Annotated in this window: 15 protein-coding genes and 1 pseudogene; 11 read left to right on the forward strand and 5 right to left on the reverse strand. The window is 59.0% G+C overall.

What is annotated here, in order from left to right; translation table 11 throughout:
• Positions 1 to 918: hydrogenase large subunit (locus V3572_RS12520; protein ID WP_442877382.1), on the forward strand; the 918-nt coding region annotated here is incomplete at its 5' end.
• 84 nt (positions 919 to 1,002) lie between these two features.
• A complete protein-coding gene (locus V3572_RS12525; RefSeq protein ID WP_332111343.1) occupies positions 1,003 to 1,776 on the forward strand; it encodes a 4Fe-4S binding protein in 774 nt (257 codons plus the stop codon).
• Positions 1,777 to 2,075: 299 nt separating this feature from the next.
• On the opposite strand, the gene V3572_RS12530 is transcribed toward V3572_RS12525, so the two are convergent.
• The 5 genes from V3572_RS12530 to V3572_RS12550 all read right to left on the reverse strand — a co-directional run bounded on the left by V3572_RS12530 (position 2,076) and on the right by V3572_RS12550 (position 8,810).
• Positions 2,076 to 2,516: a type II toxin-antitoxin system MqsA family antitoxin gene (locus V3572_RS12530; RefSeq protein WP_332111344.1), complete on the reverse strand. Its 441-nt coding sequence runs from the start codon at positions 2,514 to 2,516 to the stop codon at positions 2,076 to 2,078.
• A 70-nt stretch (positions 2,517 to 2,586) separates the two neighbouring features.
• Entirely contained in the window at positions 2,587 to 2,892 is a 306-nt protein-coding gene (locus tag V3572_RS12535) for a type II toxin-antitoxin system MqsR family toxin (protein WP_332111345.1), read from the reverse strand.
• A gap of 208 nt (positions 2,893 to 3,100) precedes the next feature.
• Positions 3,101 to 4,324 (reverse strand): outer membrane protein assembly factor BamB family protein, encoded by a 1,224-nt coding sequence (locus V3572_RS12540; protein WP_332111347.1) that lies wholly within the window; start codon positions 4,322 to 4,324, stop codon positions 3,101 to 3,103.
• A 615-nt stretch (positions 4,325 to 4,939) separates the two neighbouring features.
• The gene (locus V3572_RS12545; RefSeq protein WP_332111348.1) at positions 4,940 to 7,915 is read right to left on the reverse strand and encodes a PAS domain S-box protein; all 2,976 of its coding nucleotides are present in this window, start codon (positions 7,913 to 7,915) and stop codon (positions 4,940 to 4,942) included.
• A 1-nt stretch (position 7,916) separates the two neighbouring features.
• Complete coding sequence (locus tag V3572_RS12550) at positions 7,917 to 8,810, reverse strand: amino acid ABC transporter substrate-binding protein (protein WP_332111350.1); 894 nt, start codon at positions 8,808 to 8,810, stop codon at positions 7,917 to 7,919.
• Between the two features lie 403 nt (positions 8,811 to 9,213).
• Here V3572_RS12550 and V3572_RS12555 point away from each other — a divergent pair, with 403 nt between their 5' ends.
• From V3572_RS12555 to V3572_RS12595, 9 genes and pseudogenes are all read left to right on the forward strand, one after another.
• Positions 9,214 to 9,804 carry a Na+/H+ antiporter subunit E gene (locus V3572_RS12555; protein ID WP_332111351.1) on the forward strand — a complete coding sequence of 197 codons (591 nt, stop codon included), beginning with the start codon at positions 9,214 to 9,216 and terminating at the stop codon, positions 9,802 to 9,804.
• Positions 9,805 to 9,807: 3 nt separating this feature from the next.
• Complete coding sequence (locus tag V3572_RS12560; protein ID WP_332111352.1) at positions 9,808 to 10,083, forward strand: monovalent cation/H+ antiporter complex subunit F; 276 nt, start codon at positions 9,808 to 9,810, stop codon at positions 10,081 to 10,083.
• Positions 10,084 to 10,094: 11 nt separating this feature from the next.
• Positions 10,095 to 10,424, forward strand: a complete 330-nt coding sequence (mnhG, locus tag V3572_RS12565; RefSeq protein WP_332111353.1) for a monovalent cation/H(+) antiporter subunit G — start codon at positions 10,095 to 10,097, stop codon at positions 10,422 to 10,424.
• A complete protein-coding gene (locus V3572_RS12570; protein WP_332111354.1) occupies positions 10,421 to 10,666 on the forward strand; it encodes a hydrogenase subunit MbhD domain-containing protein in 246 nt (81 codons plus the stop codon). The genes mnhG and V3572_RS12570 overlap by 4 nt, the downstream gene beginning before the upstream one ends.
• Positions 10,663 to 11,496, forward strand: coding sequence for a hydrogen gas-evolving membrane-bound hydrogenase subunit E (mbhE, locus tag V3572_RS12575; protein WP_332111355.1), 834 nt, complete (start codon positions 10,663 to 10,665; stop codon positions 11,494 to 11,496). The genes V3572_RS12570 and mbhE overlap by 4 nt, the downstream gene beginning before the upstream one ends.
• Before the next feature lie 3 nt (positions 11,497 to 11,499).
• A complete protein-coding gene (locus V3572_RS12580) occupies positions 11,500 to 11,883 on the forward strand; it encodes a cation:proton antiporter subunit C (protein ID WP_332111356.1) in 384 nt (127 codons plus the stop codon).
• The gene (locus V3572_RS12585) at positions 11,880 to 13,418 is read left to right on the forward strand and encodes a proton-conducting transporter transmembrane domain-containing protein (protein WP_332111357.1); all 1,539 of its coding nucleotides are present in this window, start codon (positions 11,880 to 11,882) and stop codon (positions 13,416 to 13,418) included. Before V3572_RS12580 ends, V3572_RS12585 begins: the two co-directional genes overlap by 4 nt.
• A gap of 16 nt (positions 13,419 to 13,434) precedes the next feature.
• The gene (locus tag V3572_RS12590; protein WP_332111358.1) at positions 13,435 to 14,979 is read left to right on the forward strand and encodes a monovalent cation/H+ antiporter subunit D family protein; all 1,545 of its coding nucleotides are present in this window, start codon (positions 13,435 to 13,437) and stop codon (positions 14,977 to 14,979) included.
• Between the two features lie 74 nt (positions 14,980 to 15,053).
• Positions 15,054 to 15,156 (forward strand): annotated as a pseudogene (locus V3572_RS12595) (hypothetical protein); the annotation flags it as partial.

The raw sequence follows: 15,156 nt of genomic DNA on the forward strand, positions 1-15,156 counted from the left end.
GCCGGGGACACCACCATCGGCCACACCCTGGCCTGGTGCCGGATCGTGGAGTCCCTGTCAGGGACGACGGTTCCGGAGCGGGCCGCCTTTTTGAGGCTTATCGCCCTGGAACTGGAGCGGCTGGCCAACCACACCGGCGACCTGGGGGCCCTGGCCGGGGACGTGGCCTATCTGCCCACCATGTCTTTTTGCGGTCGGCTGCGCGGCGATTTTTTGAACATGACGGCGCTTTTGTGCGGCAACCGGTTCGGCCGGGGCCTGGTGGTCCCGGGCGGGGTGGCCTTCGACGCCGACCCGGCCCGGCTGGCCGAGCTGCGCGGCCGTTTCGAGTCCACGTTGCGCGATGTGGAAGGCGCGGCGGATCTTTTATTCGAGACGCCCTCGGTGCGGGCCCGCTTCGAGCACACCGGCGAGATCAGCCGGGAGACGGCCACGGCCCTGGGACTGGTGGGACCGGCGGCCCGGGCCTGCGGCATCGCCCGGGACGTGCGCGTGGACCATCCCTTCGGGGCCTACCGCCGCCTCGCGGCCCGGGCCGCTGTCTGGCCCTCGGGCGACGTCTATGCCCGGGCCTTCGTGCGCCGCCAGGAGATCCGCGAGTCCGCAAGGCTCATCCGGGCCGCCCTGGACGCCTTGTCCGCGCTGCCGGAAGGCGGCATCCGCCAGGGCGGGTCGGCCTCCTGGCCAAGATCCCTTGCGCCGGAGAGCCTTGCCGTGTCGCTTATTGAGGGCTGGCGAGGCGAGATCTGCCATGCGGCCCTGACCGATGCACACGGGCGGGTTATGCGCTACAAGATGACGGACCCGTCGTTTCACAACTGGGAGGGGCTGGCCATGGCCCTTCGCGGCCGGGCCATCTCGGATTTTCCCCTGTGCAACAAGAGTTTCAACCTGTCCTATTGCGGACATGACCTGTAGAACCGCCATGACCGGCGTCCCGTCGTCACGCCGCGCCGCCAACCGTCCCGGAGCCCTCCGGGCCGCCCAAGGGAGCCTCCCCCCGTGCTTCGCGCCGCCCTGGAACGCCTAAATCAAAAACGCCGCACCGTGGCCTTTCCGGACGGCGCGCCGAACCTGCCCGACCGCCTGCGCGGCCTGCCGGTCATCGACGCCGCGAAATGCCCCGCGGCCTGTCTGGCCGCCCCGGCCTGCGCCGCCGCCTGTCCCATGGGGGCCATGCGGCCGGGACTGGGCCTGGGCGGCACGCCGCTTATCGACCTGGGCAAGTGCCTGTTTTGCACGGACTGCATGGCCGCCTGTCCCACCGGGGCCATCACCTTCGGCCGCGACTACCGGCTGGCCGTGAGGAAACGGGAGCACCTGCATTTTCGGGGCGAGGCCCTGCGCCTGGCCGAAGCCCTGGAGAAGCGGACCCGTACCCTCTTCGGCCGGTCGCTGAAGCTGCGGCAGGTCAGCGCCGGGGGCTGCAACGCCTGCGAGGCGGATTTGAACGTGTTGACCACCATCGTCTTCGACCTGGGGCGCTTCGGCATCGATTTCGTGGCCTCGCCGCGCCACGCCGACGGGCTGATGATTACCGGGCCGGTCCCCGAGAACATGCGCGAGGCGCTTCGCAAGTGCTACGACGCCACGCCGGACCCGAAAATCGTCATCGCCTCCGGCGCCTGCGCCATCTCCGGGGGGCCCTTCGCCGGGCTGCCCGAATCCCATGACGGGGCCGACGCCGTGCTGCCGGTGGACCTGTACATCCCGGGATGTCCGCCGCATCCCATCACGGCCCTGGACGGAATGCTGCGACTTTTGGGAAGAATATAAAAAGACAAAATGTCTTTTTATGGGGGCGGCTCTGGACGGGATGCTGCGGCTTTTAGGGAGATTATAAAAAGACGAGACGTCTTTTTATGGGGGCGGCTTTGGACGGGATGCTGCGGCTTTGAAGAAGAGAAAAATACGAAGCGGCTTATTTTCGGCCGATTATGGCCGGGAGATCGCGACGGGGGAAGGGCGTGAACGCGCGCGGCCTGTCCGGAGGCAGGCCGTCGCCGGGATGGCCGGGATTGAGGGGCGCTCCTTTTTCACAACGCCAGCATGGCGCTTTCCTACAACCCAGACCGCTACGCAAACTCAGGCGACGTGTGGGATACCTCCTGTGGATTGCGAAGAAGTTCGAGACCCTTGGGGTTTGAATCAAGCAATCTCAGCGCGCTCACAATAGCCCGGCTGGGGAGCAGCTCGCCGCTTTCATACTTTTGAAAGGCGCGCGGCCCTCCACCAATGATCGTTCCGGCTTCTTTTTGCGTGAGACGCAATTTTTTTCGAATTCTTCGGATTTCCTGAGGGCTTAAGAGTCCTTCACTTTGCATTTTCAATTCATTCAAGGCCTTGTCTGTGATCTTCATATCTTTTCCGCTATGAATACCCTCGCCACATTCACGACAATACCATCCCGGAACATCGACGGACTTCGAAAATCCTTTATACGTAATGGTCACAGTCCGAACATCGTGATCCATGACGCACCCATCATGCGGGCAATTCACTATTTGTCCATTCATAAAGAGCACCTCGTTCAGAAAAATGAAATCGCTTTCGTCACGCCTGAGACATCACAAAGTACATCGAATCCTACCGCTCCTTAAACGACAGGAGAATGAACTCAGCCAGAATTCCCGATGAGAATTTCACATACAACACCCCTACAGGGGACGGAACATGGTAGACATCTTGCCAAATCCTGTGGTCCTTGACGGAAGTCATGGATTTATAAAAATGCGTCCGCGACATGGATTGAATCGTTGCAACTATCTCATCTCTCCCATAACCGATCGACGCCGCACCCACTATCGCGCTCGTTATGATTTCCAGTTTGTCCGGATTCGCAGCGCCTTCTTTTATGGCCTCGAGGTCATATGTCGGTTTCTTTTTCTCCATGCAGCATTCTCCATCCTCTCGAAACCGATTGAAAATGCCCGGGCAACGACACAGTGCGCACCTGAAAAATACACCATTATGGTGTTTTGTCAAGAACCGTACCAGGAACCAGGTCGGCGAGACAACGCGCCACGCAAAAACCGCTGAAAACGGACGGCCTGCGTCCGCCGCTTTCAGCGGTTCGCTGTTTTGGCGCCCGCTGCGGGCTTTACGGCTCCTGCAACAGCAGCAGGTTCCGGGCGGCGGGATCACCGGGCGTCGGGGCAGGCGGCGCATCCCCCGAGGCCGAAGTCTGGCCGGAATTATTTTTGTACATGGGCCAGGTGTCGTCGTGGACGGCGGTTTCGAAGGCGAAAACCCCCGCCCAGTCCGCTGCGAAGTAGGCCCTGCCGCCGCCGACCGCCGCCTGCCCCCAAACGATGCCGGCCGTGCCCGACGCCCGCCACAGTACGGCCCCGGTGGCCCCGTCAAGGCATACGGCATTGTTTGCGGCATCCAGCATCTCCTGGATGTAGACCTTGCCGTCCAGGGCCACGGGCTTGGGACCGGCAGACCCCGAGGTACGAACCTGGAGACTCCACAGGGAGGCCCCGGACGTCAGGGAATAGGCCCGGACAAAGCCGTCCGAGGTGGCGAAGTACACCTTGTCGCCGTCAATGGCCGGAGGGATGCCGTCGGCAGTGGCGCTGGTCCCCAGGCTGACGGTCCAGAGTCGGCTGGGCGCGCTCGCGCCGTCGCCCAGATACCAGCCGGTAAGTCCCGTCGTTCCCGTCATATTCGAATACACGGCGGCCACCAGATACCCGCCGTTATACGCTCCTTCCTGGAATGTGGTGTATCCCGAGGGAGGGGAGACCGACCACAGTTCGGCCCCGGTGGCCGGGTTGTGCGCTTTGAGCGCGGTGGACAGGGAGTAGACGTAGGTTCCGTCGGTCAGGGCGGCTCCGCTTCCCCCGAGGGGTACGGACCAGATGTCGGCCAGGGTGGCGGCGGAAACGGCAACCAGAGAATATGTGATGTCTACAAGCCTGGCGAAATACAGGCGCCCGGCCAGGGCGGCCGGGGCATGGCAACCGAACCATCCGCCCAGGGCGCGGTCGGTAAGCACCTCCCCCGTGGCCGGGTTTATCCGATACAGATGCGTGTCCGCGCCGAGATACAGCACGCCGTCTTGCAGGATGGGCGAGGAGACGGACGCCGCAATGGTTGCATTGTACCAGATCTGGCCGCCAGTGGCCGCATTGAGTGCGGTCAGGCCGCCGTCCTGGCCCTTGATGATGGCCAGGCTGCCTGAAATCACGGGGGTCGACCAGGTGGCCTTGTCGCCGCCCATCTCCCCGGTCCAGAGCAGGTCGCCCGTGGCGGCGTGCAGGATGGCTGGGCAACATCCCAGAAGAACGCACAATATCACGAACTGAAGGGATCTTGTCATATTCGTCTCCGGTTGTTTGCGTCCGGCGTGCATGACACACCTCCCCAGGCAGGCCGGAGGACCTCCGCGCCGATGGCGCGGGGCTCACGGCTTGGCATGAGTGCCCCAAATATCCGCTGTGATCGGGAATGGCCGTCCCATCCCTTCTCTGTTTAATTTTAAGAATGCCTGAAGGCCTCCGTCCTGACAAGTCCGGCTGTCGAGAGCACATGATCTGACCGATGCCGAAAATTCTCCGAGAAAAGGACCAGGCATGCGGCGATCCGCCCGAAACCAAGTCCTTCGTATGCGCCTTGACGATGTCTGCAACCGCTCCATGAGCGGACGTATTGGCTGCCATGAAGTGGCCGACATATTTGGCGTCTCGCTAAGCACCTTTTATCGTCTCAGCAGACCGCCAACGCATCACGTGCAATGAGGCAGCATTCCGAGACCATGAAGAGGTCGTCCAAAAGAATGCGTGGCAAACCGACTCACTCATGCCCTGAAGTCGGCCTTGCATTGAGTCAGCGTTTTCTGAAAAAAAACTCGAAATTATTCTACATTTGCAAGAGAACTTGTCTAAAAATGACTGTCAAAAGCGATTGAAAGTTGAACTGATGATGCTTCATATTCTTAGCATGTTTCAGTTCTATCGAAAGGAAGTTGAATCGTAATTATCGTTCCAATATCGTCAGAAGTTTGCATACGGATTTCACCACCAATAGCTTTCGTCATCATGGCAGCACTATATGTTCCAAGACCGGTTCCTCCCATCTTTCCTGACGTACGATACTTTTCAAAAAAACAATTCCGAATTTCTGCTGGTATCACATCCGAGTTTTGTATTTCCAGTATCAAGCAATTCTTCGCTACGGACAAATCGACAAATATTGGGGCAAGCTTAACATTGGCCTCTATAGCATTCTTAATTAAATTTGTCATGATTATATGAAATAACAAGGGGTCCGTTTTAAAGGAAAATGCAGACTTTCCATCAATATTGTCACGAATATTAACAATTTTTATCGCATTTCCAAAACCAAGGTCCAACATTTTTACGGTATCTTGAATTGCCAAAAGAGGATCACAGGGCAACGGTTTAAACTCATATCCTCCTGTCTCAATTTTATACATCTCCAAAGAGCTATTGATTTGATTAAGCATTTGCTTGGCCAAAGTAGAAGACATCGTTAGCATTTGCCTTTGATCAATAGTTAAATTTTTCTCATCTGAAAGCAGAAGAGGTATATTTATAAGAGCATTCAGCGGTGATCTTAAATCATGTCGAACTATTCGCTCTACATCGTTCTTGATTTGCTCCAGCCGCAATGTTTCTGTAACATCGTACAGTGAAATATTGATTAAATCTTGACCATTAAAACGCATTGCACTGGTATACGCCTCAACATCTCTCGAATTTCCATCAGAAATTTGCTGTTTTAAACCAAAATGAGCTGTACCCTGGCTAATAATTATATTTAAGAGGTTCAATATCTCATCTTTTGAAGCAATGGTTATGTCACAAAGAAACATGCTTTTAAGTCGTTCACGACTATATCCATAAAAATCCTCAGCAGCACCATTCGCATCTAAAATTGCGCACGTATCGGGATCAATTATTAATTTTATGGATTCAAACCCTTCAAATGAATTTCTGTACCGTTGTTCGCTTTCACGCAACGCCTTTTCAGCCATCACTCGTTGAGTGATGTCCTGAACATGGGATATAAAGTATTTCGGATTTCCGAGGTGGTCCGTAATCATTGAACTGGACACCCGCCCCCACAAAAGCTGGCCATTTTTGTGAATATAGCGCTTCTCAAATACAAAGTTCGTGGCGTTGCCTGAAATACTTTTCTTGATAAATGAGGGGCTGATGCTCTTGTCCTCTGAGTAAGCGATATCGTTAACGGACATCCGCTCCAATTCTTCTCGGCTGTAACCGAAAATTTCGCTCATGCGGGTATTTACCTGACGCATAAACCCGTCCGGAGAGACAAGACACACACCATCGTTGGCATTTTCAAAGGCTGATCGGAAATACTTTTCACTCTCGCGCAGAGCCTGTTCCGCTATTTTTAGTTCTGTCACGTCCATAGCCATTTCAAAACGCACGTCCCGGCCGTCGCTCCAACGAATGGTCTGATCGACAATATAGTAATGATGCTGATTTTTTTGATTCTGCACCTCCCAATAGTACGCTCCGCTCTGTTTGCGAATAATATGATTCGTGCAGAAGTCACAAGGTGCATCTTTTCCTTGAAGTGCGCGATAACAAGGCATGCCGACAATCTGCTTGCCAAGAGTTTCAGAGGCTGTGCTGTTGGCGAAAAGTACTTCATACGTGTCCATGTCGGCCACATAAACGATGTTCGGGATGCTGTCCAAGATGCTGAAAAATTGTTCCCGCTCTCGATGAAGTTCTTCTTCTTTCTCTGTACGTTGCAGGTACGCCCCGATGATGTCTCCTGCTGTCTGGATAAATGTCAACTCGCTCTGTGACCATGCGCGTTCCTTGCGAACATCCTCCACAACGCAAAACCCCCACCATTTGCTGTCTGCCCAAATGGGCACGGCGGCGAGACTCAAGACAGATTGCAGCCCCATCACTTCCCATTCTTTTGGGAAAAAATCGCTCATACATTCTACCACAATCTGCTTGTCGGACAGCCTGTCGCGCCAATGCGCAAAAATGGGTTCGTAGGCAAGTTGTTCCGGAGCTTCCATTTCGTCAAAGTCTGGACGACTCACTTTGAATTCTCTGTGCATGGAGAGCTTGCCGTTTTTCTGTATATTCTTAAATACAGAAACTCTGTCGGCATCCAGAGTCTGCATAAGTAATTCTAGCGCCGCTTCAATTCCAGTGCGTGCCGAAGCCGGAGACGCCAGCAGCTGACGGCTGCATTTTGAAAGTGTCTCTTGCCTTACAAAACGCTGATGAAGTTCTCGAATCATTAAATTATAGGCTTTGACCACGTCGCCTAACTCATCATTTCGATCGATAAATGTTGCTATATGCAAGTCCTGATCGTAAGAAAATTCATCAATAACATTTTTGAAACGTTCCAACGGTCCTGTAATGATTCGTTTATTCGCCACAGCAACCGTAAGCAACGTGACCCCCATAAGAATGGATAAAATGACCAGATGTCCCGGCATCTGGTTCCAGGCCTGCTCCCAAAGGGAAAAATTCTGAAAATAAACAGTCAAATTCCCAACATTATGGAGTTTCTCGTGCTCGTCCTGATACGTGATCTCCATATGTTCCGGGATAACGTCTTTGACGTTGTCCGAAACGGGGACTTGCCCGGTAACAAGCGTAACGCCAGAGCAGGAATCTTCCAGCTTTGCCGCCGTAACCGACGGCCAATGAGCCAGTACATCCAGGATGCCCTGGCTGGTCGCTGGATCGCAATCCCAAAGAGGATGCACCAGGGACGAGGCAGAGGATTCCAGAATGTCTTTTCTCGTCTGCTCCACCTCACGAGATTTGGTCTCAAGCTGGACATACAGCGTGGAGGCGCCTGCCATAAAAAAGGCCAGGCACACGGCCGGCACGAGAAACATCATGAACTGGCGGGCGATAGGGATGCGCCTACGTTTCAACATATTATTGCCTTAGTGGATCGTACAACAGATGCCGGTATTTCTCCGACACCAAATCGTATGCATAGTACGGATTAGGGATTTCGATCACGGTCCTTTCACTGAAGGCACTTTTCGGAGGTAACTTCTTGTAGTGGCTGAACACTTCCAGAAAGCTGCCGTCCTGAGCCATGATGTCAAATCCATGTTGCAGCGCCTCATACAGCGCCCGGGCATCCTCGGCGACGGCAGAAACAGCGGGAAAACGAAACCAGGGGTATTTGACGAGTATGTACGGGTCAGCCACGATGTCGGGCTCGATCGTCTGAAAATGAGGGAGGAAATAATCCAAGGCCTCTTCCAGCCCCAAAGGAAACAGCTGGAAGTAGCCTGCCTTCATCTGCTGCACAAACTCAGCGTCTCTCCAGCGTCGAACCTGTTTCGTGCGGATGCCGACGGCTTCGTAAAGATCAACGTCCATCCACCCTTCCCCCTGGCCCATGGTGAATTTTGCGAGATCCTCGACGGAGCGTACGTCTGCAAGCATGTCGCGCTGCGAGTGCAACAGTAGGTTCAATCTCCAGCCCAGCATGCCTCGGTCAAGCGGAACTGGGATCATGAGGATTTCACCATTGCGGGCAGCGTGGAGCCGCTTCGGCGTTACCGGCATCATATCCAGTTGAACCAGCCCCCTGCGAAGCATATCGAGTTGTCGGCGTTCATTGCACAATGGTGCAGGAATAAACTCAGCTTCAATTCCGGCCTTTTCCAGTGCAGTGCGACAAAGCTCACGGGCAAAATCCAAATGTGGGTCCGCTTGTACGACGATAGAATATCGTTTCCCAACGGCGATTTCAGGCGGAAAGAGAGATGAAATGCAGATAATGACTGCAAAAATAAGACGATTGTGCGCGCTCATTGTCACGACACTTGAGTCCTACGCGAGTTTGACCGTTCCAGGCATGATAATTTTCCAATGGTTGCACGTCTCAAATTTTAAGCAGACTGGGAAATCCGTGGGCATTTACTCCATGCTAAGCCACCTGACAGAGGAGAGCAAGTCTTAGACTAAATGACGCACCTGTCTGACAAAATGAGGGAGCATATGATCCGACCGATGCCGCCGCCACGCGGATTCCCTGATTTTTCCCGCTTTTCGCACCGACTCGCGCTTTGCGTTGAAATGCCCGCCGGATTGTCGTATCGTCATTTTCGTCAATCGCGATCTGGCCGCCGGACACAGGTTCCCTGGCGCCACTTTTTTTCATCCCGGGTCCGGGCGGTCACGCCCTTCCCAGTGCAACCGATGTAACGGCGTACCTATGCAAAACCCAGACAGCGGACAGGGCGGCGTCATTTTCAAGGTCGTTGACGACGTCAGCCTGGAACGCCGACGCCAGCCGCGCCCCCCCCGGCCCCGGGCCGCCCGAGCCGCGTCCATCCTGGTCCGGTTTTTTTCCCTTTTCGCCGTGTGGCTGGTCCTGTCCGGCATGTTCGACGTCTTTCACATGTCCCTGGGGGTCGTCTCCTGTCTGGGCGTGACCCTTTTTTCCCTGCGCCTCCTGCCGCCCCGGACGGACGCCCCCTTCCCCTTCCGGCTGCTTTTCCGGCTGCCCCTGTATGGCCTGTGGCTGACGTGGGAAATCGTCAAGGCCAATTTCTGGGTGCTCTACCTGGTCTTTCATCCCCGGATGATGGAAAAGATCGACCCCCGGCTCATCACCTTCAAAAGCCGCCTCACCTCCCGGGGCGCGCTCACCGTGTTCGCCAACTCCATCACCCTGACCCCGGGAACCATCACCGTCAGCGTCAATGAGCGCGGCCATTTCCTGGTTCACGCCATTGACGTCAAATCCGCCGAAGGCCTGCCCGGCGAGATGGAACGCAAAATCGCCGACGCCTTCGGGGAGTGAGCCATGGATACCGTTTTCCTCTACAGCGCCGTGTTCATCTCCCTGCTCATGCTGGTCTCCCTGTACCGCACGGCGGCCGGTCCGACCACCCTGGACCGGCTCATGGGGGCCAACGCCCTGGGCACCAAGACCACGGTGCTCATCCTCTTTCTGGGCACGGCCTTCGGCCGTCTGGACATGTTCGTGGACATCGCCCTGGCCTACGCCATGCTCAACTTCATCTCCGTCCTGGCCGCCTCGCGCTATTTCCTCAAACGCGGCATGGCCGACAAGCCGTAGGGGTGCAGGACATGGATATCGTGGTGTGCATCCTCCTCGGCCTTGGGCTCCTTTTTTTCACCGGCGGAACGCTGGGCCTGATCCGTCTGCCCGACGTCTATTCCCGCCTGCACATGGCCGGGAAGATCGACACCATGGGCTCCATAAGCCTTATCGCCGCCCTGTTCCTCAATGAAATCGAAATGTTCGACATGGCCCACCTCCTGGTCGGCCTCAAGATCCTTTTGGTGCTGTTTTTCCAGTTTCTGGCCTCGCCCACGGCCTGCCACGCCATGGTGGACGCCTGCCTGCGGGCGGGGCTTGCCCCGTGGGTCAAGGGCGGCCAAAGGAGCGACCCGTGATCCTTGAAATCAAGATCGCCATGCTGGTCCTGGTCATCGTGTGCGCCGTGGCCTCCATCACCATCAAGGATCTGTTGGGCGCGGCCGTGGTGTTCGGAACCTACAGCTTCATGATGTGCCTGTTGTGGGTCTCCATGGCCGCCGTGGACGTGGCTTTCACCGAGGCCGCCATCGGCGCGGGCGTAAGCACCGTGCTCATGATCGCCGCCGTCTTTCGCACCACCAGGAGGACCAAGGATTGAAACGCCTGGCCCTTTTCGCCGTCATCCTGGCCGGGGTGCTCTTCGCGGCCACGGCCTCGGAGTTTCCCCGCCTGGGGGCCGTGGATTCCGCTCCTTCGCGCCACGTCTCCCCGGACTACATCCAGGGCTCCCAGCCCCAGACCCACACGCCCAACTTCGTGACCTCGGTTTTGGCCGACTACCGGGGCTTCGACACCATGTTCGAGACCACGGTGGTCTTTTTGGCGGGCATGTCCTGCTTCTTCATCCTGCGCGCCCTGCGTAGGCGGGGCATCACCGAGGTCTACTACTACCGCCACAAGCCCACCGGGGTGGTCCTGGCCATGCTCGCGCCGCGCCGGATGTCCCCGAGTTCGAGCTGCTTCGAGCGCATCGACGCCGACTGGACGCCCCAGGACATGGTGGTGGAGACCATGTGCCTGTTCATGGTCCCCTTCATCCAGGTCTTCGCCCTCTACGTCATCGCCCACGGCCACTACAGCCCGGGCGGCGGCTTCCAGGGCGGCGTGCTCCTGGCCGCAAGCTTCATCCTGGTGGGGCTTTCCCGCGACCTGCGCACGGTGGAGAGCCTTTTGACCGAAAAAACCGCCATCCTGGCCGCCGCCGCCGGGGTGTGCCTCTACGCCGGGACCGGCCTTCTGGCCCTTGTTTTCGGCGGCAATTTCCTGGACTACGGGGCCTATGCCTCCCTTTTCGGCGCAGCCGTCCCGGCCGCCCGGTCCATGGGCATCCTCATCGTGGAGATCGGCGTGGCGCTGACGGTCATGGCCACATTGGTGACCATCTACAAGCTGGTGTCCTCCCGGGGGACCGTGGAAGAGGGGCTGTAAACCATGCACGAGCTTTTGGCTGAATTTGGAGATAAATTTCATTATTACAGCTATTTTGCGATCATGATGATCGGACTCTACGCCATGATCGCCAAGACCAACCTGCTCAAAAAATGCATCGGTCTGGGCATCTTTCAGACGGCCATCATGCTGTTTTACGTCTCCATCGGGGCCAAGGAGGGCGCGGGCATCCCCATCCTGGACCCGGCCCTGGGCACGGCCGACCCGGCCGCCTACGCCAACCCCCTGCCCCAGGTGCTCATGCTGACGGCCATCGTGGTCTCCGTGGCCACCCTGGGTGTGGCCCTGGCCCTGATCCAGAACATCCACCGCGACCACGGAACCATCGAGGAGGACGAGATCCTTCAGAGGCTGCGCGGGAAATGACCGCCCAACTGCCCATTCTGGCCATCGCCCCGCTTCTCTTCGGGGCCTTCGCCGTGACCGCCGGACGGTTCCTTTTCCGCCGCGCCAACTACGCCGTGGCCAGCCTGGCCCTGGCCGCGTCGTTCACGGCCTCGGTCCTGTTGTCCATCCAGATCCTCACCCAGGGCACGGCCGTCTACTTCGTGGGCGGCTGGCCGCCGCCCATCGGCATCTCCTATGTGGCCGACCCCCTGTCGGCGCTCATGCTGGCCTTTGTCTCCGGGGCGGCGCTGTGCACCTTCCTGGCCTCCAAGGCCGAGATTGAGACCAGCTATCCCCTAAAAAATTCAGCCTTTTTCGCCCTGTACCTGCTGGCCGTGGCCGGGCACATGGGCATCGTCATCACCGGCGACGCCTTCAACCTCTACGTGCTCATCGAGGTCGCGGCCTTAAGCGGCTACGCCATCCTGGCCCAGGGCCGGGAACGGGCCATGCTCTCCAGCCTCAACTACCTCTTCGTGGGGTCGCTCGGGGCCTCGTTGTATCTCCTGGGCATGGGCTACCTGTACATCATGACCGGCTCCCTCAACATGGCCGACCTTTCGGGCATCATCGGCCGACTGGCGCCGGGCGGCCTGTCCGGGTCGACGGCCCTGGCCGCGGCCTGGGGCGTCATCCTGGCCGGACTCTTCGTCAAGATGGGCCTTTTCCCGTTCCATTCCTGGCTCCCGGCGGCCTATTCCTTTTCCGCCGCCCCGGCCGCGGCCCTGGTGGCCCCCCTGACCACCAAGGTCATGGCCTACGTCCTGGTCCGCATGATCCTTTCCGTCTTCACGCCCCAGACCGCCTGGTCCCTCCCGGCCATAAACACCCTGGTCCTCGTTCTGGCCACGGCGGCCGTCCTCTACGGCTCCTTCTGCGCCCTGGCCCAACGGTCGCTACGCAAGATGTTGTGCTTCATCCTTTTGTCCGAGGTCGGCTACATGGTGGGCGGGGCATTTTTGGGCAACCGGGCGGGCCTGACCGGGACCATCTACCACATCTTCGCCGACCTCATCATGACCCTGTGCCTGTTTTTGGCCGCGTCCAACGTGGAGCGGGGCACGGGGGGACGGTTTTCCGACATGGGGGGGCTTTTCCGGCGCATGCCCGTGACCGCTGCGGCCCTGGTCATGGGCGGGCTGTCCATAATCGGCGTGCCGCCCTTTTGCGGGTTTTTCAGCAAATGGTATCTGCTCTCCGGAGCCTTCGAGGCCGGAAGCTACGCCTTTGCCGGGGCGTTGGTGATTTCCAGCCTGGTCAACGCCGTGCTTTTTTTCCGCATCTTCGAGATCGGCTTTTTCGGCGCCCCCCCCGCCCACACCGGCCAGGCCGCCCCACATGGGGAAGCCGCCCCGGCCCATCCCGAGCCCATCCCGCTTTTTTGCGACGAGATGCCGCCCGCCCGACTGGCGCCCCTGGTCGTCGTCGCCGCAGGCCTGGTGGTCATGGGACTTCTGACCGGGAATATCGTGCGGCTGGCGGTCAACGCGGTGTTGCCCCCGGGACTGGGATAAAGGACGTTTCGCGACCATGGATACCTCCGTCATCGCCTCCGCCGCCGCCGTGCTGCCCGCATTCGGCTCCGTCGCGCCCCTTCTGGCCGTGATTGCGCCGCTGTGCGCCATTCCGGGCATGGTCCTGGCGGGCGCGGCCGCTTCCCCCAACCGGCGCGAGGCCTGGACCTTTCTGGCCGCCGTGACCAGCTTCCTGCTGGTGGTGACCATGCTGCCCGCCGTCCTGGCCGGGAACCGGGTGGAATACGTGGCGGCCCAGATCCTGCCGGGGGCCTCCCTGGCCTTCGCCGTGGACGGGCCAGGGCTCCTCTTCGCTCTGGTGGCCTCATTTTTGTGGATCATCACCTCCATCTATTCCGTGGGCTACATGCGCGGGCTCACCGAGCACGCCCAGACCCGCTATTTCGTCTTTTTCGCCGTGTCCGTGAGCGCCGCCCTGGGGGTGGCCCTGTCCGGCAACCTGTTCACCCTCTACCTCTTTTACGAGATCCTCTCCCTGGCCACCTATCCCCTGGTCACCCACCACCAGGACGCCGAGGCGGCGGCCTCAGGGCGGCGCTATCTCACCTACATCCTGGGCGGCTCCATCGCCCTGGCCCTGCCGGCCATGATCGCCGTGTACGACCTCTCGGGAACCCTGGCCTTCACCCCCGGCGGGGTGCTGCCCCCGGGTCTGGGCGCCCTGGCCGTGGGCTGCCTGCTGTTCGCCTTCGTCTTCGGGTTCGCCAAGGCGGCGGTCATGCCCATGCACGCCTGGCTCCCGGCGGCCATGGTGGCCCCCACCCCGGTGTCGGCGCTCCTTCACGCCGTGGCCGTGGTCAAGGTGGGCGTGTTTTCCGTCTACCGGGCCGTCACCGGCATCCTGGGAACCGATTATCTGGCGACCCTGCATCTGGGAGACATTCTGGTGTGGGTGTGCGTGTTCACCATGATCGCGGCCTCGGTGGTGGCCCTGACCCAGGACGGCCTGAAACGGCGGCTGGCCTATTCCACCATAGGCCAACTGGCCTATGTGGTTCTTGGCGCGGCGCTTCTCACCCCCCGGGGGGACGTGGGGGGGCTTTTGCACATCGCCATGCACGCCTGCGGCAAAATCACGCTGTTTTTTTGCGCCGGGGCCATCTTCGTGGCCACGGGGGAAAAATACGTCAGCCGCATGGGGGGCCTGGGACGGCGCATGCCGATCACCTTCGCGGCCTTCGCCGTGGGGGCCTTGTCCATCATCGGCGTGCCGCTCACGGCAGGCTTCGTGAGCAAATGGCAGATCCTGCTGGCCGCAGCCGAGACCTCCCGCTATGGGGTGGTGGCGGCCCTGTGCGTCAGCTCGCTTTTGAGCGCCGCGTATTTTTTACCGGTGATCATCCGGGCCTTTTTCGGCCAGGCCCCGGACGACCCGGCCCAGGCCGGCCACAAGAAGCGCCGCAACACGAAGACCCCGGCCGCCGGGATGCGCGAGGCCCCGCTGTGGTGCGTGGTCCCGCCGGTGGTCACGGCCCTTCTCGTGCTGGCCCTATTCTGGTGGCCGGACGTGCTCCTGCGTCTGGCCGGGGCCGCACCATGAAAAGGACGCGCCCCGCAAACCCTTATTCCGTCCACGGAAGGCCCTCATGAAAAAACGCCCTTCCCCCCCGGCCGAGCCAGCTGCTCGACAAGGGCTACAAGATCGCCATCTGCGACCAGATTGAGGACCCCCGGGAGGCCAAGGGACTGGTCAAGCGGGCCGTCACCCGAGTGCTGA

Origin of the sequence: Desulfolutivibrio sp. (assembly GCF_036584575.1) — a bacterium.
GTDB lineage: Bacteria > Desulfobacterota > Desulfovibrionia > Desulfovibrionales > Desulfovibrionaceae > Desulfolutivibrio.